The sequence below is a fragment of the Streptomyces sp. NPDC059906 genome (assembly GCF_042730645.1).
Lineage (GTDB): Bacteria > Actinomycetota > Actinomycetes > Streptomycetales > Streptomycetaceae > Streptomyces > Streptomyces rubrogriseus.
In genome coordinates this window covers 198,407-222,156 of the sequence record NZ_JBHWKU010000010.1, presented here as the reverse complement: position 1 = coordinate 222,156, position 23,750 = coordinate 198,407, and the positions used below count along the sequence as shown (strand labels likewise).

Below are 23,750 nucleotides of genomic sequence, written 5' to 3'. Positions count from 1 at the left end.
TCATCGTGGAACTTCAATGGTTTGTTGATGTCGAGATTCTCCGGGTCGAGGCAAGGTGGCGCTGGGTGCCACCTTCCTCACTCAAGGTGGACCAGGTCCGCCTCGGTGTCGATGTCGTACGGCAGGGCCACGTCCCCGCACTCGACGAGGGCGATCTCCGCCTCGTGTTCCCTCAGATAGGCGCGGGCACCCCGGTCGCCGGTGGCGGTCGACGCGACGCCCGCCCAGTGCGCGGCGCCGAGCAGTACGGGATGCCCGCGCACGCCCGCGTACGCCGCCGAGGCCAGCGACGTCTCGTCCCGGAATCCGGCGCGCACCCGGGCCGTCGCCTCCGCCCCGATGCCGGGCTGGTCCACCAGGGCGACCAGCGCCGCCCGTGCCCCGGTCCCCGCCAGTGAGCCGAGCCCGGCCCGCAGCGACGACCCCATGCCCTGCTCCCAGTCGGGGTTGTCCACGAGGACGCAGCCGTCGAGCGCGGCCCGCGCGCGTACCTCCTCGGCTCGCGCCCCCAGGACGACGTGCACGCGGGCGCAGCCGGCCGCGCGGAGCACGTCGACCGCGTGTTCGACGAGTGGATGTCCACGATGTTCGAGCAGCGCCTTGGGGCGGCCGCCGAGCCGCCTGCCGCCTCCGGCGGCCAGCAGCAGCCCCGCCACCCGGTCGCCCACCTGGTCTTCTGCCGGGGCCTTGTTGTCGGTGTTGTCGGTCATGGCACCTGCATACCTGACCGGCCGCCAAACGCTCCGGCGTGCAGGGGATTTCCGGCGACTTTCCGGAGACTGAATTTCGGTCCGTGCGGTGGCGCGTCCGGTGCGCGGTGGCGTTTACTGGCCCGCGCACAACGGAGTGCTAGGGGGAGGGCTGTGTTGCGGAGCTTGGGGCAGAGGCACGTGACCGTCGGCGACGAGGACGTGAGGGTGGTGGCGCTGCGAACCGCGGTGTCGCGGTTGCGCCGCCAACTCGCGCTGCTGCCCGCCGACTTCCCGGACCGCCAGATCGCGGAGGACGAGCTGGCCGACCTCGCGGCGATGGTGGGGCACGGCGTCCCCGAGGTGCCGCGGCTGCGCCGCTCCCTGCTGCTGATCGCGGGCGCGATCGGCTCCGTCAGCGCCCTCGCGCCGGGACTGACGGAGGTCCGTCACGCGGTGGAACTCTTCGGGGACCCGCCGCGCCGCTGAGCCCCGTTACGGGAGGGCCGCCTCAGGCGGCCGGGCTGCCGTTCGAGCCGTTCGAGCCGTTCGAGGTCAGCAGGGCCTCGGACAGCTCCGCCGCCACCTGCTGGAGCAGGGGCACGATCCGGTCGGTCGCGGCCTCGGTGACGCGGCCCGCGGGGCCGGAGATCGAGATGGCCGCGGCGGTGGGGGAGTCCGGCACCGAGACGGCCAGGCAGCGCACGCCGATCTCCTGCTCGTTGTCGTCGATCGCGTACCCCTGGCGCCGCACCTCCTCCAGCGCCGCGATGAAGCCGTCCGGCGTGGTGAGCGTCTTGTCGGTCGCGGCCGGCATGCCGGTACGGCCCAGCAGGGCCCGCACCTCGTCCGCCGGGAAGTCCGCGAGCAGCGCCTTGCCGACACCCGTGGAGTGCGGCAGGACGCGCCGCCCGACCTCGGTGAACATGCGCATGGAGTGCTTGGACGGCACCTGGGCGACGTACACGATCTCGTCGCCGTCGAGCAGGGCCATGTTCGCCGTCTCGCCGGTCTCCTCGACCAGGCGGGCCAGGTGCGGGCGGGCCCAGGTGCCGAGCAGGCGTCCCGCGGACTCGCCGAGGCGGATCAGGCGGGGGCCGAGCGCATAGCGGCGGTTGGGCTGCTGGCGTACGTATCCGCAGGCCACGAGCGTGCGCATCAGGCGGTGGATGGTCGGCAGCGGCAGCCCGCTGCTGGCCGAGAGCTCGCTCAGGCCGACCTCGCCCCCCGCGTCCGCCATCCGTTCGAGCAGGTCGAAGGCGCGCTCCAGGGACTGGACGCCACCGGTGGCGGACCTGGCGGAGTCGGTGGTGCTGGCGCTGGACGTCGGCACGGCACGTTCCTTTCGGGGCTGGCGGGAGGAAAGAAGCGTACCCGGCACCCGGTTGACTACCGGCTTGTACGTAGCTACGTTCTGCTTGCTGGAATTCTAATTCCGCTTTGTGGAAACGTCCAGAGCGGGGTCATTGGGCATGCCAGTACAAAGGGTGCCTCTTGACGGCCTCGGAGCGGGAGTGAAGACTCCTTCAACAGAACGTTGAATTCTTGGCGGCAGAGGCAGACAAGCACAGGTGGAAAGCAGAGAAGGGGATCCGGGTGTCCGAAGCTGAACTGGTGCTGCGCTCGACGCGCGTCATCACTCCCGAGGGGACCCGCGCCGCGTCCGTCGCGGTCACCGGGGAGAAGATCACGGCCGTGCTGCCGTACGACGCCCCCGTCCCGGCGGGCGCCCGGCTGGAGGACGTCGGTGACCACGTCGTCCTGCCCGGCCTGGTCGACACCCATGTGCACGTGAACGACCCGGGCCGCACCGAGTGGGAGGGCTTCTGGACCGCCACCCGCGCCGCGGCGGCCGGCGGCATCACCACCCTCGTCGACATGCCGCTCAACTCCATCCCGCCGACCACCACGGTCGGCAACCTGCGCACCAAGCGCGAGGTGGCCGCCGACAAGGCCCACATCGACGTCGGCTTCTGGGGCGGCGCCCTCCCGGACAACGTCAAGGACCTGCGCCCGCTGCACGAGGCCGGGGTCTTCGGCTTCAAGGCCTTCCTGTCGCCGTCCGGCGTGGACGAGTTCCCGCACCTCGACCAGGAGCAGCTCGCCCGGTCACTGGCGGAGATCGCCGCCTTCGACGGCCTGCTGATCGTGCACGCCGAGGACCCGCACCACCTGGCCGCCGCCCCGCAGCAGGGCGGCCCCAAGTACACCCACTTCCTCGCCAGCCGCCCGCGCGACGCCGAGGACACCGCGATCGCGACCCTGCTCGCGCAGGCCAAGCGCTTCAACGCGCGCGTGCACGTGCTGCACCTGTCCTCCAGCGACGCCCTGCCGCTGATCGCCGAGGCCCGCGCCGACGGCGTACAGGTGACGGTCGAGACCTGCCCGCATTACCTCACCCTGACCGCCGAGGAAGTGCCGGACGGCGCCAGCGAGTTCAAGTGCTGCCCGCCGATCCGCGAGGCCGCCAACCAGGACCTGCTCTGGCAGGCGCTGGCGGACGGCACGATCGACTGCGTCGTCACCGACCACTCCCCGTCCACCGCCGACCTCAAGACCGACGACTTCGCCACCGCCTGGGGAGGCATCGCCGGACTCCAGCTCAGCCTGCCGGCCATGTGGACCTCGGCCCGCGAGCGCGGTTACGGCCTGGAGGACATCGTGCGCTGGATGTCGGCGCGCACGGCCGGCCTGGTGGGGCTCGACTCCCGCAAGGGCGCCATCGCGGCGGGCCACGACGCGGACTTCGCCGTGCTGGCCCCCGACGAGACCTTCACCGTCGACCCCGCCGCCCTCCAGCACCGCAACCGCGTCACCGCGTACGCGGGCAAGACCCTGTACGGCGTCGTGAAGTCCACCTGGCTGCGCGGCGAGCGCATCGTGGCGGACGGCGCGTTCACCGACCCGAAGGGACAGCTCCTCGACCGGGCCTGACGTGCCCGGACACTCCCTGAACCCAGTACCCCCCGAACAGCCCCGAAAGGAACACCTGATCACCGTGACGGCCCAGCAGAACACCTCGTTGGCCAGCTTCACCGGCGACGCGAACCCCTACGGGGGCGGCGACCCGTACGCGGACTACCGCACCGCCGACCTCCCCTTCACCCAGTACGCCAACCTTGCCGACCGGCAGCTCGGCGCGGGTGTCGTCGCCGCCAACGACGAGTTCTTCGCCCAGCGCGAGAACCTGCTGGTGCCCGGGCCCGCCGAGTTCGACCCCGAGCACTTCGGGCACAAGGGCAAGGTCATGGACGGCTGGGAGACCCGCCGGCGCCGCGGTGTCTCGGCCGAGCAGCCCTGGCCCACCGAGGAGGACCACGACTGGGCGCTGATCCGCCTCGGCGCCCCCGGCGTGATCCGCGGCATCGTCGTCGACACCGCCCACTTCCGCGGCAACTACCCGCAGGCCGTCTCCGTCGAGGGCGCCTCGGTCGCGGGCTCGCCGTCCCCGGAGGAACTGCTCGCGGGCGACGTGAAGTGGACGGCCCTCGTCCCGCGCACCGCGGTCGGCGGCCACGCCGCCAACGGCTTCGCCGTCGCCGCCGAGCAGCGCTTCACGCACCTGCGCCTCAAGCAGCACCCCGACGGCGGCATCGCCCGCCTGCGCGTGTACGGCGAAGTCGTGCCCGACCCGGCGTGGCTCACCGCGCTGGGCACCTTCGACGTGGTCGCCCTGGAGAACGGCGGCCAGGTCGAGGACGCCTCCAACCTCTTCTACTCGCCGGCCACCAACACCATCCAGCCGGGCCGCTCCCGCAAGATGGACGACGGCTGGGAGACCCGCCGCCGCCGCGACCGGGGCAACGACTGGATCCAGTACCGCCTGGTGGACCGCTCGCAGATCCGCGCCGTCGAGATCGACACGGCGTACCTGAAGGGCAACAGCGCCGGCTGGGCGTCCGTCTCCGTCAAGGACGGCGAGGAGGGCGAGTGGCGCGAGGTGCTCCCGCGCACCCGCATGCAGCCCGACACCAACCACCGCTTCGTCCTGCCGGAGACGGCCGTCGGCACGCACGCGCGCGTGGACATCTTCCCCGACGGCGGCATCTCCCGCCTGCGCCTGTTCGGCTCCCTGACCGAGGACGGCGCGGCCCACCTCGCCGCCCGCCACCAGGAACTGGGCGGCTGACCCGCCGCACACCGACCCGCGGGGCGCACCGGCAGGACAGCACCGGTGCGCCCCGCGCTCATGCCGGGGGCGGCTACGCGGCGTGGCCGCCGTCCACCGCGTACTCCGCGCCGGTGACGTACGAGGCGCTCGCCAGGTACGCCACCGTCGACGCCACCTCGTCCGCCGTGCCGAAGCGGCCCAGCGCCGTCAGGGCCGCCTGTCCGTCCGCGTAGGGGCCGTCCGCCGGGTTCATGCCGGTGTCGATCGGCCCCGGGTGCACGATGTTCGCCGTGATCCCGCGCGGGCCCAGCTCCCTCGCCAGGGCCTTGGTCAGCCCGATCAGCGCCGACTTGCTCATCGCGTAGAGCGTGCCGCCGGGCCCCGGCACCCGCTGGGACATGCAGGTGCCGACGGTGATGATCCGCCCGCCCTCCGTCATGCGGGCCGCGGCCGCCTGGGAGGCCAGGAAGACACCGCGGACGTTCACGGCCAGCAGCCGGTCGACGTCGGCGAGGGACATGCTCTCCAGCGGGCCGAGCAGGCCGAGGCCCACGTTGTTGACCAGCACGTCGAGGCCGCCGCCGAGCGCGGTGGCGGCCCGCTCGACCGCCCCCGCCGCCTCGTCCGCGTCGGCGGAGTCGGCCCGCAGGGCCACCGCGCGGCGCCCCAGCGCCTCGACGGCCCGTACGACGTCCTCGGCCGCGTCCGTGCCGTTCACGTAGGTGAGGGCCACGTCCGCGCCCTCCCGGGCCAGCCGCAGGACGGTCGCCGCGCCGATGCCACGGCTGCCACCGGTCACGAGGGCGGTACGGGCGGTCAGAGGAGTGGTGGTGGGGGCGAGTGGGTTGATGTGCGTGTTCGTGTCCGTGTTCATGGGTCCATCCCAGCGGCCCCGCCGTGCCCGTGCTGGCGGTGAACGGACATGGACCCGGGGCGGGGATCGGCCCGTCGACCCGTCCTGGCCAGTCCTATTTTCCGGATGTACGCTATTCGGCGTGTGGCGTCCGCCGCGCTCGTACGGGGGAAGCGTGTGTGCATCAGGCTCACTGCTTGTGGCCCAGGGGCGCCGCGGCTGCCCGGGTGTCGGTTCGGTCACCACCCATGACCCTGGCCCCGGGAGGCAACATGGTCGACCAACCAGACACGCCGACCACCTTTCCCCACTTGAGCGAGCAGGACATCCTCGTCTACCAACTCGCCCTGCGGAAAGGCAATCTGACTCGAAGACAGGTCTCGCAGGAGTTAGGACTGGCCGACGCGCAGGCGGCCGGAGCCGTCTCCGTCCTGCTCGACCTGCACCTGCTGCGCCCCAAGGAGGAGCCCCAGGCGGACAGTTCCGCCCGCGTGTTCCTCCCGGTGCCGCCGGCCGTGGCGGCGGCCGGCCGGGTGGCACCGGTCGAGGCGGAGCTGCGGCGTCGGCTGGCCGACGCGGGACGGGCGCGCGCGCAGCTCTCGGTCCTGGAAGAGGTGTACGCCGCGGGCAGCCGGCGGTCGGGCACCAGCGGCTTCGACGAGATCCTCGACCTGCCGACGGTGCTCGACCTGATCGAGTGGCTGACGACGACCTGCCGGACCGAGGTGCTGACGGCGCAGCCGGGCGGCCCCCGCGCACCGCACCTGCTCGAGCAGGCGTTCGCGCGGGACCTCGCGATGATCCGCCGCGGGGTGCGCATGCACACGCTCTACCAGCACACCGCCCGGCGGCACGCGCCGACCCAGGAGTACGTGGAGCGGGTCACCGCCGCGGGCGCCGAAGTCCGGACGCTCACCGAACTGTTCGGCCGGATCCTCGTCTTCGACCGGGAGGTGGCGGTGCTGCCGCACCGGCTCAGTATCGACGGTGCGGTCGTGGTCCGCGAGCCGTCGCTGGTGCTGTACCTGTGCGGGGTGTTCGACCGGTCCTGGTCCGCCGCCGAGGCGTACACCCCGCTGCGGCAGTGGGACTACGTCCTGGACGATGTGAAGCGCGCGGTGAGCCGCCTGCTCGCGGAGGGCATGAAGGACGAGATGATCGCACGGCGCCTGGGCATGTCGCTGCGCACCTGTCGCAAGCACGTCGCCGAGCTGATGGAGGCGCTGGGGGCGTCCAGCCGGTTCCAGGCGGGCTACCTCGCCCGTACCCGGCTCGACGTGAGTGCGCAGCTGGCGGTGGAGCTGCCGGCGACCACGGCCACCAAGCGACCGGAGGCCGAGCAGGGGTGAGGCGCGGCCGTGCCGACCGTGCGCTCACCGGGGCGTCCCGGCGAGCAGCGGCAGTTCCAGCAGCCGGCGGTGCTGGTGGCCGCCGCCCCAGCGCAGCCGGTCCGCCGGAACGGCCGGCCGCAGGTGGGGCAGCCGGACGGCCAGCGCTTCCAGGGCCGCGGTCAGGGACATCCTGGCCACGGCCGATCCCAGGCAGTAGTGCGCGCCCAGCCCAAAGCTCAACTGGCGGGCCCGGGTGGCTCGGTCCAGCCGCAGCCGGTGCGGCTCCTCGTGTGCGCGCGGGTCGTGGTTGGCGGCGTGCACCGACAGCAGCACCGCGCTTCCGGCCGGAATCATCGTGCCTGAGACCTCTACGTCGCTCAGGGCATGCCGAGTGGTCGCGAAGGGGCCGGGCGTGTCAACGCGCAGCAACTCGTCCAGCGCGCCGGGCACGGACGCGGGGTCGGCGGCGAGCGAGGCCAGCGTGCCCGGTCGGGCGGTGACCAGTGCCAGCACGGCCATGCCGAGTGCCTGCACCGTGCTGTCGTACCCGGCCAGCAGCAGCATCGCGAGCAGGTCGAGCAGCTCGTCCCGGGGCACGGGCGGCCCGTCCGCCGCGCCGCCGGCGGCCCGCCAGGCCCGTACGGTCTCCGCGAACACCCCGCCGACGCCGTCCGGCGGCCGTTCCCGGTCGGCCTCGTCGCGCACACAAGCGTCCAGGGCGTCCAGGGCCGACTCCCGCTCCCGGTCGGTGCCGCCGCCGGAGTCGGCCAGGACGTCGAGTGCCCGCCGGACGGGGGGACGGTCGCCTTCCGCGACGCCCATGACTTCGCACAGCACGGCGAACGCGAAGGGGCGCGCGAAGTCCCCTAGCAGCTCCAGGCGTTCGGGGTGCCCGAGTGCGTCCAGCGTGCGCCGGGCCACGGCGTCCACGCGGGGTCGCAGGGGGGCCAGCCGCGCCGGGGCGAGCCACGGCGCGGCCAGGCGCCGCAGCCGGGTGTGGTCGGGCGGGTCGTAGTTCACCAGCGTCCGGTCCAGGGCGCGTCGGCGCCGCCCGGACGGGTGCGGCACGCTGTGCAACGACAGTCGCGGATCGCGCAGCGCGGCACGTACGTCCGCCTCCCGGGTCACCACCCACACGACGCGCCCCGCGGGTGTGACGGTACGGGTCACCGGGCAGGCCTCCCGCATCCGGGCCAGCACGGGTCCGGGGTCCGAGACGAAGGCGGCGCCCAGCGGCGAGTCGGTCGGTTCGAAGGACACGAAGGACACGAAGGGCTCCTTGGACGTCAGGGTGCAGGGGTGCCGGGCGCCGCGGCGGCCGGAGCCGGGGCGCGGGCCGTTCAGGGGCGGCTGCCCGGTGCCAGGAGCAGGTCGCGTACGGCGTCGACCAGGACCAGGCCCACCGCTCGGCCCGCCGCGTCGAGTTCGGCGACCGCCCGCACTCCCGTCGCCTCCCGCCCGAGGTGCGGATGGCCGGGGACACCTTCCGTCACCACGCGCAGAGCGCTGGCGGACTGGCGGGCGAAGAGGGAGAGCAGGTCGAGTTCGGCCAGGTCGGAGCGGGCCTGCGGGGCCGGGTCCAGGACTTCCAGCACGCCGAGGACGCCGGAGGAGTCCAGCAGCGGTGCGGCCATCAGCGCGGTGGGCACGAACCGGGTGGACTCGGCCAGGTCACGGGCGAAGCCGGGGTCGTGTGCGAGGTCGTCCACGACCACGGGCTCGCCGGAGCCGACCACCCACCCCGCGATGCCGCGTCCGGCGGGGAACCTGCGGCCGACGAGGAAATCCTGTCCCTCGCCGGAGACCGCCTGGAAGACCAGTTCACCGGCTGCCTCGTCGAACAGGAAGATCGAGCTGGCCGCCGCGCCGAAAATGGCCCGCGCGGTGTCCACGACGGACTGGAGCAGTTCGTGTGCCCGCGGGTCGAGCAGCTGCGGGGCCGCGTTGTCGGGGTGGCTCATGCTGCACCTCTGGAATCGACTCGTACGTTGGCTGCGGTGAGATAGAGGACGCTCTTGAGCTGGAACAGGGTCAGGCCCGGGTGCTTGGACCGCACGCGTGCGCAGGTCCCGGCGATGTAGGGGGCGGCGAAGCTGTTGCCGGTGGTGCGGATCCGCCCGCCGTTCAGCCAGGCGACCGGGATGTCCTGGCCGGGGGCGAAGAACTCCACGGGCGGCTCGGGGTTGTAGAGGTGCAGGCCCGGGCCTGTCTCCTGGTGGCTGCCCACCGAGAACACCGAGGAGAACCGCCAGGGGAAGCTCTCCACGGGGGAGTTGTGCGCCGACGCGACGAGCGCGGTGCCGCGGAAGTACGCCTCGTCGGCCAGCTCGCGCAGTTCCCGGGTGAACCGGACGCGGGTCGTCGACAGGCTCAGGTTGACCACGTCGAACCCCTCCCGCACGGCCCAGCGCAGCCCGGCGAGCAGCACGTCGCCGGTGCCGGAGAAGCGCTCGCCCAGCACGCGGACGCTGTGCAGTTCGCAGTCGGGCGCGAGCCGCCGGACGATCCCGGCGCACGCGGTGCCGTGTCCGCAGGTGTCCCCGGTGTCGGTGGGCCTGACGCGTGGCCCGTCGTCGTCGCAGGTGACCACCCAGGACCCGTCGACCGGCCCCACGTCCGGATGGTCGCGTTCGACGCCGCTGTCCAGGACGCACACCCGCACTCCGGCGCCGCCGGACCCGCCCCAGGCCCAGTCGGGGGTGACGGGCGGCCCGTCGGCGGCGAGCGCGATGTCCAGCGGGGTGCGCCCGCGCAGACTCCAGGTGAGCCCGGCCGGCGGCGCGGTCGGATCGGTGGTCGGCGCTGTCATGCGGTCATCCCTCCAGCGGGACCGGGTGCGCCGTGGTGGCGACCGGACTGGCCCAGGAACTCTTCGGCGCGGCGCGCGCCCGGTCGATGGCCCTTGGCGGTGAACAGGGCCCGCGCCGTACCGGCGGACCGGTGCGCTTCGTCGCCCAGTCCCGACTCCGCGGCGCAGCAGGCCAGATCGAGGGCCGCGGTGGCCTGGAGCACCGGCGAGTCGGCAGTCTTGGCCTCGGCCACCGCCTGCCGGGCCAGCTCAAGGGCGTGCGCGGGGTCGGTGGAGACGAGCGTACGGGCGAGCAGCCCGTGCAGGTCGACGGCGTCCTCCAGGGGCAACGGGCCGGGCGGGCCCGACGGCAGCAGCCTCCGCGCGGCGGCGGGGCGACCGGCGTCGAGCAGCACCCTGGCCTCGGCACGCGTGAACTGGCCCGGCGTCCCCGCCGCCCCCAGGCGCGACGCGGCCCGGCCCGCCTGCCGCAGCAGTTCGTACGCCGCCTGCGGGCGGCCGGTGAGCGAGGCCACGGTGGCGCGGAAGAACGGGAGGAAGACGGCCGTCTCGGCGTACCCGCAGTCGCGTGCGCCCTCCTCGGCGGTGTCCAGGCACGCGGCGGCCTCCTCGGGCCGGTCGTCGAGGGCCAACAGCACGGCCAGCGGGCCGTTGAGGGTGACCCGCACGATGCGCCGGACGCCGTGGCGCGCAAGCAGCGCCCGGCAGCGTGCCACGGCTTCGGGCACCGGAGTGGGCCCGCCCCACAGGGAGATCCCCAGCGCGCCGAGCACGGCCGCGCGCTCCGGTTCGGCGTCGGCGCGCAGCGCGTGCTCGGCGGCCCGCAGCAGCAGCCGCTCGGCCTCGCCGTGGCGGCCGAGGGTCTGCCGCGCCTGGGCCATGCGGAGGCTGGCCCGGGCCTGGCCGAGTTCGTCCCCCGCGGCGACGAAACCGCCCATCAGCTCGTCGGCCACGTGTGCGGCGTGGAAGGGGTCCGCGTCCGTGCCGGCGTGCACGGCGCTCGCGAGCCGGGCGTGCGCGCGGATCAGCGCGCGGGAGGTGCGGCCGGGGCCGGTGCGGCACGGGGCGGTGGTCGCGTCTGAAGCCGTGTCCGCCGCCGCGTCGGTGGTCGTGGCCGGGTCGGTGGCCGGCTCCGTCTCCGTGGTCGCCAGGATCTCCGCGAGCAGCGTGCGGCCCTCGTCCAGCTCGCCCGCCGCGACCAGTGCTTCGGCCAGTTGCCAGAGCACATACAGGCGTTGCGCGTCCTGCGGGAGGGTCAGCGCTGCCGCGCGCCGCAGCAGCGGTTCCGCCCAGCCGAGGTCGGCGCGGGCCAGCGCGCGCGCCCCGGCGGCGGCCGTGTACCTGGCCGCGTGGACCCGCAGGCGCTCCGTGTGGTCGTCGGCCATGCCCAGTTCGGAGCGGTAGTGGTGGGCGTGTTCCAGGTGGGCGCCGACCTCGTGGTCCGGGGCGGCGGACGCCGCGAGCATGTCTGCGGTGCGTTCGTGACGGTCCGCCCTGGTCCGCTTGGCGGTGCGCTGGTACGAGACCTCCTGGACCAGGCCGTTGGCGAAGCGGTAACGGCCGGCGGAGCGGTCCCGCCGCCGCACCTCCTCGACCATGGTGTGGCGGGTCAGGTCGCGCAGCGCGGTCGCGGTGGCGTTCCACAGCTCGCCGCCGGGCGCACCCTCGGGACCGGAGTGGGCCAGCCCCGTGACCTGCTCGGCCTCGAACTCGCGGCCGAGGACCGCGGCGAGGGACAGGGCGGCGCGTTCGGCCGCGCCCAGCGCGTCGATGCGGACCCCCAGCAGGGCCTGAACCGTGGGCGGCAGGTCTTCGTCACCGGCGGCGCCGGCGACCACGAGAAGCTGTTCCAGCAGCAGCGGGTTGCCCTCGGCTCGTTCGAGGACGCGGGCGGGCACGGAGACGGGCGGACCGCCCGCACCGGACAGCCCGCCGGCCGGGGTCCGTTCGGCGTGCGCGGCGGCGAGGCGGGCACATTCGGCCTCCGACAGCGGCGGGAGTGTCAGCAGGGCGTGCGCCCGGGTTTCCGCCCCGGCCGCTGCGGGGGCGAGGTCGGCGGGGTCCTCCGGGCGTCCGGCGCAGATCAGCAGTAGGGGGATGTCCGCCGCGAAGGCCGACAGCCGTTCCACGCAGGCGCGCAGGGCGGCCCGCGACCAGTGGAAGTCGTCCAGCACCAGCACCACGGGCTGTTCGGCCGCCAGCCCTCGCAGCACGACCGCGAGCGCGGCGCAGGTGTCCTCGACGGACGGATCGGGGGTGCCGTCGTGCAGCATCCCCGCACGCAGCAGGGCCAGTGCGTCCGACAGGTCCGGCGCCCCGGCCGCCGCGTCCGGGCCGGTGGCGGGGGCGCCGTCCGCGGCGAGCAGCGCGGTCACGGCCTCGGCCAGCGAGGTGAGACTTCCGCTCTCGCCGTACGGGCGGCAGCGCCCGGTGCCCGCCCGCGCCCGCCGGGTCGGGGTGCGGTCCAGCCACTCCCGCAGCAGCCGGGTCTTGCCCAGTCCCGCTTCGGCCCTCAGCGTCAGCAGCCGCACCGTACGCTGCCTCGTCACGTCCGCCAACGCGTCGTTCAAGGCGGCTAGTTGCGGGCCTCGGCCCACGAAGGGCAGATCGAACCTGCGCAACATGTCGGGGTCGTCGCCGTTCAGGGCGCGCAGCCGGAAGGCCCGTACGGCCTCGGCCTTGCCGCGCAGTTCCAGTGGACCCGCGTCGTCCACGACGGCCGCCGAGGCGACGGCGAGGCGGGTCTCCGGGCAGATGAGGATCTCACCTGGCGCCGCGTTCTGCTCCAGCCGGGCAGCCACGTTGGGGACTTCGCCCGACACGAGGACCTGTCGCGCGTCGGCGTCGGTGGCGACCACCGCCTCGCCGCTGCTCACGCCGATCCGCACGACCAGGCGTACGCCGAGCGACGCGTCGAGTTCCCGGTTGAGGCGCTCGACGGCGCCCAGCACCCCCAGCGCGGCGGCGGCCGCGCGCAGCGCGTCGTTCTCGTGCAGCCGTGGAATGCCGAAGACGGCCATCACGGCGTCGCCGATGAACTTCTCGACGGTCCCGCCGTGCGCCTCGATGGGGGCGCGCACGGCGTCGAAGTACCGCAGTACGACGGACCGCAGCGTCTCCGGGTCGAGCCGGCCGGACAGGGCGGTGGAGCCGACCAGGTCGCAGAAGAGTACGGTGACCGGCCGACGCTCCTGCCCCTGCCGGGTGGAGGCGGCGGCCACGGGCTCACCGCAGTGCGGGCAGAAGCGGGCGTTGCCCGGCAGCGTCTCGGAACACGAACGGCAGTTCACGGGCCTCCTTTCGGGGCTGGGCGGGTACGGTCCGGGCGCGACGGGATGCCGTGGACGCGCGGTCCGTGGCGGCCGGGCGGGTCAGAACAGGGCGCCGCCGGCCAGGCTGGTGTGCGCCTGGACCTCCGGTTCGACCTCGTCGAGCCGTGCCTTGAGGCCGAGCAGCAGTCCGACCTCCTCTTCCGACATCGAGCCGAGGACGTCCCGCTGCTCCTCGCTCAGCGCGGCCAGCGGCAGGCCGGCCGCGGCGAGTCGGTCCAGTACGGGATTGCCGAAGTCATCCACGGTTGCCTCCGGGGCGCTGTGCGCGAATCTCGGTGATCAGGTCGGTCAGGGCACCGACGGTGTGCAGTGCGCTCGCCCCGATGGCGGCGCTCTCCGCGCCGCTCAACGCCAAGCCGTCGAGCAGGGCGTCCAGCTCGCCGGCATGGCCGGGGTCCAGGGCGGCGTGGGCGTGTACGGTGCGGAACGCCGAGGCGGTCAGTCCGGTCAGCGCCGCGAGCCGCTCGGTCAGCCCGGCGGCCGGGGCACGGCCCTCGAGTACGGCCATGTACCCGAGCAGGGACACCGGATGGGTGTGCTCGATCCAGTAGTACTGGGCGCCGACCAGGCGCGCGGCCGCCGCGCCGCCCCACGGTGCCGGAGCCGGGCCGCGGCTGCCGCGCAGCACGGCCAGGTCCTCCAGCAGCCACTGGTCATGATCCCGTTCCTCCGTGATGTGCCGCGCGAAATAGGCGGCGAGGGGCGCGCAGAGCGCGTCGGCGTCCCCGCGCTCGGCGCAGCGCGCGCCCGCCAGCTCCATCAGCGGCACCGACGCGCGGATCACCTGGTGCATGGCCGCCAGGTAGCGGGCGTACCGCGGGAGCAGGTCGCCGTCGTCCCGCCACAGGCCGGCCAGCGAGGCACTCAACCCGTCGTCGACCAGCCTGATCTTGAGGTACAGGGCCTGGCTGTGCGGCAGACGTGCCCTCGAAGGCGAAGGCGAAGGCGAAGGCGAAGGCGCAGGCGAAGGCGCGGTCCGGTTTCGGGCGGCCGTCATCGGGAGCCCTCCGGAGCGACCAGGTCCGCGTAGCGCGCGCAACCGAAACGCCGCACGAGCGCGACCGGTCCGGAGCGTGCCTGCGTCCGGGCCGCGTACGCGTCGAGCAGTTCCCCGGCAGGCCCGGCACCGAAGCCACGCACGGCCTCGCGCAGCGCGCCGTCCCGGGGGAGTGCGACACAGCTCGCGCAGTATCCGTCGGTGCCGCACGCACCTGCCCCGGAAGCCCCGGGTCCGAAGCGGCTGCGCAGGTGCAGCGGTCCCAGCGCCCGGATCAGCCGCAACTCGGGTGACTCCAGGGCACGTCGGCGCAGCGTCGGCCAGTCGTCCCGGAGCACGTGCCCGAGCAGGAGGTGCTCCGGCACGGGCCGCAGATCCACGGCGTCCTGGTTTCCGCAGGCGAGCACCGCACCGTCGGGCGCGATGACCGGCCAGGCGGCCATCGCGCAGGGGAGGACCTCAGCGGTGTCCGGCGGCGCCGCAGGGGGCACGGCCGAGGCCCCGCCCCACGACGCCGCACGGCCCACCGCGCGCACCTCGTTCACGAGCATCGGCACCCGGTCGCCGAAGGCCAGCCGGACCTCCCGGGTGACCTCGGCCAGATACGGATCGTCGGCACCGAGACCCGTGATGTGCAGACTCACGGCCGTCCCGTCCTCCAGGAGCGCCGCCAGTACCCGCAGGACCTCGGCCCTCGGCACCTCGCGTTCGTGTTCACGGTCGATGCTCGCGGAGAAGTGGTCGACTGCGTGGGCCGCACGCCGGATCGAGGCGGGCAGTCGGCCGCGGCGGGCGAAGAACATGCCGCTCAACAGGGCGGTGCGTACGCCGCGGGCCCTTGCCGCCTCGGCGAGGTCGGTCACCAGCCGGGGACGCAGCAACGGCTCCCCGCCGGTGAGCATCAGCAGTTCCGGGCGGTCCTCGGGGCCGAAGGACTCGACCAGGCGCAGCAGCGTCGCGCCGTCCGCGTGCGCGCCCGCCATGGTGGACGAGGTCGAGCAGTGGGCGCAGTGCAGCGGACAGCGCTGGGTGAGCATCAGCAGTACGCCGGCGCAGGGTACGGGCCGCAGTCCGACCAGTTCGGCGAGTTCCACCGCGGGCTCCTTCCGGCTGACGGGCGTCCGAGTCGGGACACCCGTTCATGGGTTCCCGCACAGCACCGTCCCGGGGACCGGTTCCGCACCGGTTGGCGATTGCACTCATGGCGGTATAGCCGCAGCCGGGAGGGGGCCCGGGGCCCCGTGCCACGCCCGGACGCCCGGACCGCGCGCCGGGTCGGCGCTCGCACACGGCGGCGGACGGCTGTCGGCGGCCCCGCCGGGCTGCGGCGATACCGGGACCGAATCGCGGGGCAACCGCGAGCGAAGCGTCGGCGCCCAGAGTTGGCGCCGCAACTCCCCGAGAGCCTCATTCCTCCGTACAGATCTGGAGACCACGATGGCCGAGAACAACAAGCCCGCCTCAGACGAGCAGCCCGAGCCCGAGTCCGAGGTCACCGCGCACTCCGCCGGCGAGGACACGCCGTGGTGTGCCGTCAACACCGGTACCGCCGTGGCCGAGCCGGACGTCACGGCGCACTCGGCGGGTGAGGACACCCCCTGGTGCGGTGTGAACACGGGTACGGCGGTGGACGAGCCGGACGTCAAGGCGCACTCGGCGGGTGAGGACACCCCCTGGTGCGGTGTGAACACGGGTACGGCGGTGGACGAGCCGGACGTCAAGGCGCACTCCGCGGGCGAGGACACGCCGTGGTGCGGTGTGAACACGGGTACGGCCGTCGACGAGCCCGAGGCCTGACCGGACCCGAGCCGTAGAACACCGCCGGGCCCAGGGGCGTACGCCGTGCGCCCCTGGGCCGGTGGCCACCAGCCCGTCCCGTTCCATCCGTTCCATCCGTTCCATCCGTTCCGTCCGACAGGAGGCACCGTGCTCCGGATGCTCAGCCCGCAACCCGTCGCGGACGCGCCCTCGCGCCTGCTCCCCGCCCCCGATGGCTGGTGGTTCGTCAGCGAGAACGGCTACGCCAGGCTGCGCCCCGCGCAGGTGGATCCGGAAGGTGTGCCCAGACCGGTCGTCATGGAGCGGCTGCGCGCCCAAGGACTGCTGCGGCGGCGCGAGCCCGGCTCCTACTCGCTGACCGTGCTCACCAGTACCGACTGCAACCTCGGCTGCGGCTACTGCTTCCAGAACACCGCGCAGGACCCGCGCGGCGGGGCACGGCCGCCGCGTATCGCCCACGCCCGGCTCACGTCCGACACGATCACCCGCGTGCTGGACTTCACGCGGCAGCGGATGCGGGCGGGCGGGTTCGACTCCCTCGCTCTCATGCTGTTCGGCGGCGAACCCCTGCTCAATCCGCGCGGCGCCCTCGAACTGCTGCGGCGCGCGGCCGAACTGGGCGAACTGAAGGCGTCGATGACGTCCAACGGCACGCTGATGACACCACTGATCATCAAGGGCCTGTACGAGGCCGGGCTGAAGTCCGTCCAGCTCACCCTCGACGGCGACCGGTCCGAACACGACGCCATTCGCGTCACCCGGTCCGGCAAGGCCACCTTCGACCACATCGTGGCGAACGCGGCCCGCGCGATGCGGACCGTGCCGCTGCGCTGGCACCTGCGGATCAACGTCTCGCACCACAACAGCCACGGGATGGACGCCCTGGTGGAACGACTCGCGGAGCGCCTTGACCCGTCTCTGTGCGGTATCCAGTTCGCCCTGATCGGCGACGTCGGCGTCGGCTACGGCAACGACCTGGAATACGGCGGCGCGCTCGCCGCCGACTTCACCCGCTGGCACCGGCTGGCGCTGGAGCGCGGCTTCTCGCTGACCCGCCCCCGCTCCGGCAAGGGCTGCCAGGCGTGCGACCACCCCGACGGCCGCTACGGCGCGGTGGTCAGTGCGGACGGCTCCCTGTCCAGCTGCTGGGAGACCGCGGGCCGGCCCGACTGGACGGTGGGCGCGATCGACGAGGGCTACCTGCCGGCGAAGCAGACCGAGGGTCGCTGGATCACCTGCACCGACCAGTACCAGCACGGTGAGAGCGCGGCGGCGCTGACCGCCTTCCAGGACGAGGTGGACGCCGCCCTGCTCGACCTACTGGACGGTGCGGGCCGTCTGTGACAAGGCCCGCGAGCTGACCCCGCCGGGTCTCGGAGGTATTACATGAACGGCACCGCCGGTACCGGGGTCCTGCGTGTCAACAAGGACTTCAGGCTGTACTGGATCAGCTCGGCGCTCTCCACGCTGGGCTCGCAGATGTCCCTCATCGCCTTCCCCCTGCTCGTCCTCTCGCTGGGGCAGGGCGCCGCCCAGGCAGGACTGCTGGCCACCGCGTCGCTGCTGACCCGTTTCGTCCTGCGCCTGCCCGCCGGGCAGTTGGCCGACCGGGTGGACCGGCAGCGGCTGCTGGTCGGCACGGACCTGATCCGGATGGTGGCCGTGGGCAGCATCCCGGCCGTCGCGGCGTTCGGCGCGCTCGGCTACCCGCACCTGCTCGCCGTCGCCGTGGTGGAGGGCTGCGCCACGGCGGTCTTCTCCCCGGCCAGCGTCATCGCCGTGCGGGACGTGGTGTCCGAGGGCCAGTTGCCCGACGCCCTGGCGAAGAGCCAGGCCGCGCTGTCGGTCGCCTCTCTGGTGGGGCCCTTCGTCGGCGGCTGGCTGTTCGCCGTGGACCGGCTGCTCCCGTTCACCGTCGACGCCCTCTCCTACGGGGTCTCCGCGGTGCTGCTGCTCCGCATGACCGCCCGGGCGCCGTCGGACGAGCCGTCCGCCGCCGCCGACGGCAGTCCCCTCGCCGGGCTGCGTTGGCTCGGGCGCAATCCCACGCTGCTGCGGGCGCTGCTGTTCGCCGCGGTGCTCAACCTGGCCGGCTCGGCCGCGGAGGTGGCCGTGGTGATCACCCTGCGGGGGCAGCACACCGGGAGCACGGCGATCGGCCTCGTGATGGCCTGCGCCGGTGTCGGTGCCGTACTCGGCGCCCTGGCGGCGCCCAGGGTGCTCCGGCTGCTCAGCCCGGCACGGTTGTTCCTGGCCGTGGGCGTGACCTGGGCGCTGGGCCTGGCGGTCCTCGCGGTCCCACCGGGGCCCCTGGTGGTCGGTGTGGTGCTGGTGCTGCTGATCTTCCTCACCTCGCCGGCCGGGATCGTCGTGGGCGGCGCTCTGATGACCGGCCCGCCACGGGAACTGCTCGGCCGGGTCAGCACCGCGGGCAACCTGCTGATCGCCGGTCTCGCGGCGGTGGGGCCCGCCGCGGTGGGCATCCTGATCGAGGACGTGGGGGTGTCGAACACCTGGCTGCTGCTGGCCGTCCTGGTGGCCGCCGCGACGGCGGTCGCCGCGATCCCGCTGCTGCGGGGCGGATCACTGGTACCGACGGCCGCGGAGGCGGAGGGGACGACGGCCGGCAGGTCCGCGGCCGGGAAGGCGCCGGCCGGGGGCGCCGCGGCCGAGGGGGCTCCCGCCGATCATCCGAAGGGTGATCTCGTCCTGCACTGGGACTCGGCCCCCGGCGGCTCCGGAGCCGAGCCCGACGACCCCGAAACCGCCCCCCGCCGAGACCCCGCCCCCGCGAAGACCGACGACGACCGTGCCGAGGAGCCCTCGTGACCGCCCCCGCCGCTGCCGCCCCCGCATACCCGCCGGTCCGGCGGACGGGTCCCGTGGAGCTTCTGCACGGCACGGCCGTGTCCGACCCCTACCGGTGGCTGGAGGACGAGGCCGACCCGGCCACCACCGCGTGGAGCACCGCTCAGGACGCACTGTTCGCGGCGCACAGGAACACCTGGGCGGCACTGGGGCCGCTGCGCCGGCACCTGGCGGCCCTGATGGCCGGCGGCTCGGTCACCGCCCCCGTCCCCCGGGGCGGGAGGCTCTTCGACACCGTCCGCGCCCCGGGTCGTGACCAGCCCGTACTGCGGGTCGTGGAAGACGGCGGCGCACGCACCCTGTGGGATCCGCTCGCCCACGACCCGGCGGGGCTGACCGTACTGGAGAGCTGGGAACCGTCCTGGGACGGTTCCCTGGTCGCGGTGCAGTACGCGGCGGGCGGCACCGAGCGGTGCGAACTCGTGGTGCTCGACGTGGCGAACGGGCGCATGGTGGACGGCCCCGTCGACCGGCTGCGGCGCTCTCCCGTGGCCTGGCTGCCGGACTCCGCGGGCTTCTACTACGTACGCAACCTCCCGCCGTCGGACACACCGGGGGAGGAGGGCTACCACCGCCGGGTGCGGCTGCACCGGATCGGCGTCGACCCGGAGCGCGACGAGCTGGTCTTCGGCGCGGGCCGCGCGATGGACGACTACTACGCCCCGGCACTGTCCCCCGACGGCCGCTGGCTCACGGTCACGGCCACCCGGGGCGCCTCACCGGCGACGGAACTGTGGCTCGCCGACCTGAGCGAGGCCGCTCCCGAGTCGCCCCGACTGCGCCGGGTGGGCGGGCCCGTGGGCGCCCGGGCGACGCTCCTGCTGCCGTCCGGTACGGCGTCGGACGGCCCGGCGTACCTCCTGACCCGCCGGGACGCGCCCAACGGGCGGGTCGAGGTGACGTCACCGGCGCGACTGACGGGCCGCGGGGCGCGGACGCCGGATGAGCCCCCCGACGCCGGGCCGCGCCCGACCGTCCTGATCCCCGAGGACCCGGTCGCCGTGCTCACCGACTTCGCCGTGCTGGACGGGCCCGGACTCGCCCGCTCCGTCGCACTGGCCACCAGGGTGCGGCACGCCGTCGGCGAGGTCACCGTCCACGACCTGGCCACCGGGCGCCGGCTCAGCACGCTGGAACTCCCGGGGCCGGGCACGGTCGGCGAGTTGCACGCCGCGCCCGACGGGCACGAGGCGTACTTCGGCTACACGGACCACGCGACGCCGGTCCGCGTACTGCGCTTCGACGCCCGCTCCGGGACACTCACCCCGCTCCACGGCGGCGGCGCCACCGGACCGGCCGACGGCGGAGAGGCCCTTGGGGGGCGCCTTCCGGATGCCGACGAGGACCGAACCGCAGCACCTGGCGCCGCCGCCTGCGTCACACGGCGGGTGCGCTACCGCTCGCACGACGGGACACCGGTCACCCTGTTCGTACTGTCGCCCATCGGCCGCCCCGACCGGCCGCGGCCGACCGTGCTCAGCGGCTACGGAGGTTTCGGGGCGTCCATCGTGCCGGGCTTCGCGCCACAGGCGCTGGCCTGGGTCGCGGCAGGTGGCGTGTACGCCTTCGCCTGCCTGCGCGGCGGTGGCGAGGAGGGCCAGCGGTGGCACGACGCGGGGCGACGTGCCGGCAAGCAGAACACGTTCGACGACCTGGACGCCGCGGCGGACTGGCTGGTGGCCGCCGGCTGGGCCGACCCGGCCCGGCTCGGGCTGCTCGGCAGCTCCAACGGCGGCCTGACCGTGGCCGCCGCGATGACTCAGCACCCGGAGAAGTACGCGGCGGTCGTGGCGGTCGCGCCGCTGCTCGACATGGTCCGCTACGAACGCTCCGGCATGGGACCGAGCTGGCGAGAGGAGTACGGCAGCGCCGAGGACGCCGAAGACTTCGCCGTGCTGCACGCCTACTCTCCGTACCACCGGGTCCGCACGGGCGTCCGCTACCCGGCGGTCCTGCTCGGCGCGGCGGACGGCGACACCCGGGTCAGCCCGTCGCACGCCCGCAAGATGTGTGCCGCACTGCAGCACGCGTCCACGGGCAGCGGACCGGTCCTGCTGCGCCTGGAACACGGGGTCGGGCACGGCATCCGCGGCACGGCGACGACCACGGAACTCTTCGCCGACGTGATGGCGTTCCTGGCCGAGCACCTGCGCCTGACAGCCCTCGGCTCCTGACCGGCTCGCGCCCGCCGCGAGCACATGCGCACCCTTTTCATCGGAAACGGGCGATTTGATCGACAGGGTTCTTGGTGCATGCAGCTTCTGACATGGAAGCCCTCCCTTCAACGGCCGCCGGCCCTGGAGCAGTCTGAGATCACGACGGGTCGCGACCGGCCGGTACGGCGGAAGCCGACCGGGCCACGGCCGCCACTCGTCGCCCCAGCCCGCCCCACCGACCGAGGGAGCACCCGATGAACCGAAACCGCCGTTTCGCCCTCCGCCACGGCGCCGTCGCGGCGCTGGTCCTGTTCCTGGTGAGCCTGCCGGCGGCGGCCGGGCACGGGCCCGGCGAGATCGTCGAACACCTGACCGGCACGACCGCCGACCACTCGGGTGTCGTCGCCGAGGACCCCACGGACACGGCTTGGGGTGCCTGACGAGGTGCACCGCCCGCAGCCGACCGATCTCGCCGCCTCGCCCGAGCGCCTCCGCCGGGAGTGCCGCCGCCCGGCGCCGCCGGTCGTGCCAGCCGTGCTGGTCGGGCTCGGCGTCGCCGCGGCCGTCTGGGGTGCGAGCCGCCTGACGGCCGTGCGGCGCCGCGTTCACCACCGCCGGGCTCGGCAGGTCCTGGCTGAGCAGAACCGGGACGAGCGGTACCCCTGGCCCTGAACCGTGCGGCCCGCAGGACCGGCCACCGGCGACCCGGAGCACGCGGCGGGCCGCCGGCGCCCCACCGCGCATCAGACAGGGAAGGAAACGTCATGGCCGGATCCGCGGTCCAGTTCCGGGTTCTGGGCGAACTGGCCGTCGAGGTCGGCGGCCGGGAGATCGACCCCGGCCCCCGCAAGCGGCGCCTGGTACTGGCACTCCTGCTGTGCCGGGCGAACTCCGTGGTCTCCACCGACCTGCTCACCGAGGCCGTCTGGGGCGACGAACCGCCGCGCACCGCGCGCAAGAACCTCCAGGTGCACGTCTCGGGCCTGCGCGCCCTGCTGTCGACCGCGAGTCCGGGCGGCGCGACACGGATCGCGCACCGGCCGGGCGGCTACCAACTGCGGGTCGAGCCGGACGAACTGGACCTGCTGCACTTCGAGCGTCTCGTGCGCACCGCCCGCAAGGCGTCCCTGCTCGCCGCGGAACAGGCCGGCCGGGCCGCCTCGGGGGTCTGCGAACACGCCGCCCGGCTCCTGGACGAGGCGCTCGCTCTGTGGCAGGGCGACATGCTCGCGGACCTGGGTGACTCCGGTGTGATCCGCGACGAGGCCGACCGGTGGTCGTTGCGCCGGCTGACGGTCTGCGAGGACTGGGCCGAGACCTCCGTGGGGCTCGGCCGCCACACCGTCGTGGCCGATCGCCTCGCCGAAACAGTACGCGCCCACCCGCTGCGGGAACGGCTGCTCGCCGTCCACATGACCGCCCTGCACCGGTCGGGACGCCGCACGGAGGCGCTGGCCTGCTACGACGAGTACCGCAAGCTGCTCGCCGCGGAACTCGGACTCGACGTGGGCCCGGCCGTCGCCGCCGTGCACCGCTCCTTGCTGGCCGACGCGCCCCCGGCGCCGCTCGCGCAGTGGGTGCGGGATCGGCCGAGGCGCGGCGCCGCTCCCCGGCCCCGGCTGCTGCTGCCGGCCGACCTCGACGACTTCACCGGGCGTACGGCCGAGGCTGCCGAACTGCTGGACAGCGTCGGCACCCGCCGCAGGTCCGTGCAACTGTCCGGGCCGCTCGGCGTCGGCAAGACCGCCCTGGCCGTGCACTGCGCCCACCGGTTGGCGGCGGACTTCCCCGACGGCTGCCTGCTGATCCGGATGCGCCGCCCCGACGGCACCACCCGCCCGATGACCTCACTGCTCGCCGAACTCCGGAGGATCACCGGTGCGGTCCTGACGCCGCCCGACGACGAGGACGACGTTGCCGCGCTCTGGCAGGCCGAACTCATGGACCGCGCGCTGCTGCTCGTCATCGACGACGCCGCGTCCGCCGCGTCCGTACGTCCGCTGCTGCCCGGCTCGGGCGACAGCGCCGCGGTGGTCACCACGCGCTGCGGCCTGCCCGGCATCGGCTCGCCGCACCGGATCGAACTCGGCCCCTACCCGCTGCGCGACGCGGTGGAGTTCCTCGGCTCTCTGGTCGGCGCGCACCGCGTCCTGGCCGACCGTGCGGCGGCGGAGCGCGTGGTCGCAGCCGTCGGCCTGCTCCCGCTGACCATCCGCCTGTACGGCGGGAAGCTCGCGGCGCTGCGGCACACGTTGCTGCGCGCGTACGCGTCCCGTCTGGAGCGGGGCGCCGCGATCCTCGACGAGCTGACCACGGCCGAGCCCGCCGTCCGCCCCCTGCTGGCCGGCTGGTGGCGTGATCTGCCGTCCTCCGTCCGCGACACCCTCGGCGCACTGGGCCGCCTGACCGGGCCCCTGTTCACACTGGCCGACGCGGCCCAAGTCCTGTCGCTGCAGGAGGAAGACGCGTACCGACTCCTGGAGACGCTCCTGGAACGGCGGGAGCTGGAGAGTCAACTGGCGGAGGTCACCGCCCACACCACGCTCTACGAGTTGCCCCTGCTGTCCTACCTCTACGCCCGTGAGCAGGTGGTGCCCGCTCAGGCCTGAGCCTGCGCACTATCCGGCCTTCCTGCTCTCGGCGGCGGCGAACAGCGCGGCGCCGAGAGCGAGCAGCGCGACGCTCGCGTAGACCTCGTAGCCGTCCAGGAAACCGATCCGCTGCACCAGCCCCAGGTTCCAGTCGGTGAACTCGTGCACCAGGCCCATCACGCCCTGGAGCACGGCGAGCAGACCCAGGAACTCCAGCAATTCCTTCATGATCCC

Annotated in this window: 22 protein-coding genes; 11 read left to right on the top strand and 11 right to left on the bottom strand. The window is 74.0% G+C overall.

Going from position 1 to position 23,750, the window contains the following annotated elements; translation table 11 throughout:
- Window positions 1-77: 77 nt before the first annotated feature.
- Window positions 78-710 carry an NTP transferase domain-containing protein gene (locus tag ACFV9J_RS18180; protein ID WP_385355402.1) on the bottom strand — a complete coding sequence of 211 codons (633 nt, stop codon included), beginning with the start codon at window positions 708-710 and terminating at the stop codon, window positions 78-80.
- Between the two features lie 153 nt (window positions 711-863).
- Here ACFV9J_RS18180 and ACFV9J_RS18175 point away from each other — a divergent pair, with 153 nt between their 5' ends.
- Entirely contained in the window at window positions 864-1,178 is a 315-nt protein-coding gene (locus ACFV9J_RS18175; RefSeq protein ID WP_361016200.1) for a DUF5955 family protein, read from the top strand.
- Window positions 1,179-1,200: 22 nt separating this feature from the next.
- Here ACFV9J_RS18175 and allR read toward each other — a convergent pair whose 3' ends face one another.
- Complete coding sequence (gene allR, locus ACFV9J_RS18170) at window positions 1,201-2,022, bottom strand: allantoin degradation transcriptional regulator AllR (RefSeq protein WP_385355399.1); 822 nt, start codon at window positions 2,020-2,022, stop codon at window positions 1,201-1,203.
- Between the two features lie 263 nt (window positions 2,023-2,285).
- Between allR and allB the strand changes: the two genes are divergently transcribed.
- Both allB and alc read left to right on the top strand, forming a co-directional pair.
- Window positions 2,286-3,623 (top strand): allantoinase AllB, encoded by a 1,338-nt coding sequence (gene allB, locus ACFV9J_RS18165; RefSeq protein WP_385355396.1) that lies wholly within the window; start codon window positions 2,286-2,288, stop codon window positions 3,621-3,623.
- A 64-nt stretch (window positions 3,624-3,687) separates the two neighbouring features.
- The gene (gene alc, locus ACFV9J_RS18160; RefSeq protein WP_385355394.1) at window positions 3,688-4,818 is read left to right on the top strand and encodes an allantoicase; all 1,131 of its coding nucleotides are present in this window, start codon (window positions 3,688-3,690) and stop codon (window positions 4,816-4,818) included.
- Window positions 4,819-4,891: 73 nt separating this feature from the next.
- On the opposite strand, the gene ACFV9J_RS18155 is transcribed toward alc, so the two are convergent.
- Complete coding sequence (locus tag ACFV9J_RS18155) at window positions 4,892-5,674, bottom strand: SDR family NAD(P)-dependent oxidoreductase (protein ID WP_385355390.1); 783 nt, start codon at window positions 5,672-5,674, stop codon at window positions 4,892-4,894.
- 290 nt (window positions 5,675-5,964) lie between these two features.
- Between ACFV9J_RS18155 and ACFV9J_RS18150 the strand changes: the two genes are divergently transcribed.
- Entirely contained in the window at window positions 5,965-7,002 is a 1,038-nt protein-coding gene (locus ACFV9J_RS18150; RefSeq protein WP_385355387.1) for a LuxR C-terminal-related transcriptional regulator, read from the top strand.
- Window positions 7,003-7,026: 24 nt separating this feature from the next.
- Here ACFV9J_RS18150 and ACFV9J_RS18145 read toward each other — a convergent pair whose 3' ends face one another.
- The 7 genes from ACFV9J_RS18145 to ACFV9J_RS18115 all read right to left on the bottom strand — a co-directional run bounded on the left by ACFV9J_RS18145 (window position 7,027) and on the right by ACFV9J_RS18115 (window position 15,216).
- Window positions 7,027-8,253, bottom strand: coding sequence for a cytochrome P450 (locus tag ACFV9J_RS18145; protein WP_385355385.1), 1,227 nt, complete (start codon window positions 8,251-8,253; stop codon window positions 7,027-7,029).
- 71 nt (window positions 8,254-8,324) lie between these two features.
- The gene (locus ACFV9J_RS18140; RefSeq protein WP_385355383.1) at window positions 8,325-8,945 is read right to left on the bottom strand and encodes a GAF domain-containing protein; all 621 of its coding nucleotides are present in this window, start codon (window positions 8,943-8,945) and stop codon (window positions 8,325-8,327) included.
- Window positions 8,942-9,793: a S8 family serine peptidase gene (locus tag ACFV9J_RS18135; RefSeq protein ID WP_385355381.1), complete on the bottom strand. Its 852-nt coding sequence runs from the start codon at window positions 9,791-9,793 to the stop codon at window positions 8,942-8,944. The genes ACFV9J_RS18140 and ACFV9J_RS18135 overlap by 4 nt, the downstream gene beginning before the upstream one ends.
- Window positions 9,790-13,083, bottom strand: coding sequence for an adenylate/guanylate cyclase domain-containing protein (locus ACFV9J_RS18130; protein WP_385355378.1), 3,294 nt, complete (start codon window positions 13,081-13,083; stop codon window positions 9,790-9,792). Before ACFV9J_RS18130 ends, ACFV9J_RS18135 begins: the two co-directional genes overlap by 4 nt.
- An 81-nt stretch (window positions 13,084-13,164) precedes the next feature.
- On the bottom strand, window positions 13,165-13,368 hold the full coding sequence (locus tag ACFV9J_RS18125) for an aroma-sacti cluster domain-containing protein (protein ID WP_385355376.1): 204 nt from the start codon (window positions 13,366-13,368) through the stop codon (window positions 13,165-13,167).
- Window positions 13,361-13,993, bottom strand: a complete 633-nt coding sequence (locus ACFV9J_RS18120) for a hypothetical protein (RefSeq protein ID WP_385355374.1) — start codon at window positions 13,991-13,993, stop codon at window positions 13,361-13,363. The genes ACFV9J_RS18125 and ACFV9J_RS18120 overlap by 8 nt, the downstream gene beginning before the upstream one ends.
- A 125-nt stretch (window positions 13,994-14,118) precedes the next feature.
- Entirely contained in the window at window positions 14,119-15,216 is a 1,098-nt protein-coding gene (locus tag ACFV9J_RS18115) for a radical SAM protein (RefSeq protein ID WP_385355372.1), read from the bottom strand.
- Window positions 15,217-15,559: 343 nt separating this feature from the next.
- Between ACFV9J_RS18115 and ACFV9J_RS18110 the strand changes: the two genes are divergently transcribed.
- From ACFV9J_RS18110 to ACFV9J_RS18080, 7 genes are all read left to right on the top strand, one after another.
- Entirely contained in the window at window positions 15,560-15,919 is a 360-nt protein-coding gene (locus ACFV9J_RS18110) for a hypothetical protein (protein WP_385355369.1), read from the top strand.
- A gap of 138 nt (window positions 15,920-16,057) precedes the next feature.
- A complete protein-coding gene (locus ACFV9J_RS18105) occupies window positions 16,058-17,245 on the top strand; it encodes a radical SAM protein (protein WP_385355366.1) in 1,188 nt (395 codons plus the stop codon).
- Between the two features lie 42 nt (window positions 17,246-17,287).
- Window positions 17,288-18,730: an MFS transporter gene (locus ACFV9J_RS18100; RefSeq protein ID WP_385355362.1), complete on the top strand. Its 1,443-nt coding sequence runs from the start codon at window positions 17,288-17,290 to the stop codon at window positions 18,728-18,730.
- Window positions 18,727-20,943, top strand: coding sequence for a prolyl oligopeptidase family protein (locus ACFV9J_RS18095; RefSeq protein WP_385355360.1), 2,217 nt, complete (start codon window positions 18,727-18,729; stop codon window positions 20,941-20,943). The genes ACFV9J_RS18100 and ACFV9J_RS18095 overlap by 4 nt, the downstream gene beginning before the upstream one ends.
- Before the next feature lie 236 nt (window positions 20,944-21,179).
- The gene (locus tag ACFV9J_RS18090) at window positions 21,180-21,365 is read left to right on the top strand and encodes a hypothetical protein (RefSeq protein WP_385355358.1); all 186 of its coding nucleotides are present in this window, start codon (window positions 21,180-21,182) and stop codon (window positions 21,363-21,365) included.
- Window positions 21,358-21,597, top strand: coding sequence for a hypothetical protein (locus ACFV9J_RS18085; protein ID WP_385355356.1), 240 nt, complete (start codon window positions 21,358-21,360; stop codon window positions 21,595-21,597). The genes ACFV9J_RS18090 and ACFV9J_RS18085 overlap by 8 nt, the downstream gene beginning before the upstream one ends.
- A gap of 92 nt (window positions 21,598-21,689) precedes the next feature.
- On the top strand, window positions 21,690-23,534 hold the full coding sequence (locus tag ACFV9J_RS18080; protein WP_385355354.1) for a BTAD domain-containing putative transcriptional regulator: 1,845 nt from the start codon (window positions 21,690-21,692) through the stop codon (window positions 23,532-23,534).
- 9 nt (window positions 23,535-23,543) lie between these two features.
- On the opposite strand, the gene ACFV9J_RS18075 is transcribed toward ACFV9J_RS18080, so the two are convergent.
- A complete protein-coding gene (locus ACFV9J_RS18075; protein ID WP_385355352.1) occupies window positions 23,544-23,744 on the bottom strand; it encodes a hypothetical protein in 201 nt (66 codons plus the stop codon).
- Between the last annotated feature and the right edge of the window lie 6 nt (window positions 23,745-23,750).

Bases quoted from the DNA above. Each gene is read 5' to 3' on its own strand.
- ACFV9J_RS18180 (WP_385355402.1), bottom strand. From the start codon at position 710: ATGACCGACAACACCGACAACAAGGCCCCGGCAGAAGACCAGGTGGGC.
- ACFV9J_RS18105 (WP_385355366.1), top strand. From the start codon at position 16,058: ATGCTCAGCCCGCAACCCGTCGCGGACGCGCCCTCGCGCCTGCTCCCC.
- ACFV9J_RS18110 (WP_385355369.1), top strand. From the start codon at position 15,560: ATGGCCGAGAACAACAAGCCCGCCTCAGACGAGCAGCCCGAGCCCGAG.
- ACFV9J_RS18140 (WP_385355383.1), bottom strand. From the start codon at position 8,945: ATGAGCCACCCCGACAACGCGGCCCCGCAGCTGCTCGACCCGCGGGCA.
- ACFV9J_RS18155 (WP_385355390.1), bottom strand. From the start codon at position 5,674: ATGAACACGGACACGAACACGCACATCAACCCACTCGCCCCCACCACC.
- ACFV9J_RS18080 (WP_385355354.1), top strand. From the start codon at position 21,690: ATGGCCGGATCCGCGGTCCAGTTCCGGGTTCTGGGCGAACTGGCCGTC.
- ACFV9J_RS18090 (WP_385355358.1), top strand. From the start codon at position 21,180: ATGAACCGAAACCGCCGTTTCGCCCTCCGCCACGGCGCCGTCGCGGCG.
- ACFV9J_RS18075 (WP_385355352.1), bottom strand. From the start codon at position 23,744: ATGAAGGAATTGCTGGAGTTCCTGGGTCTGCTCGCCGTGCTCCAGGGC.
- ACFV9J_RS18100 (WP_385355362.1), top strand. From the start codon at position 17,288: ATGAACGGCACCGCCGGTACCGGGGTCCTGCGTGTCAACAAGGACTTC.
- ACFV9J_RS18135 (WP_385355381.1), bottom strand. From the start codon at position 9,793: ATGACAGCGCCGACCACCGATCCGACCGCGCCGCCGGCCGGGCTCACC.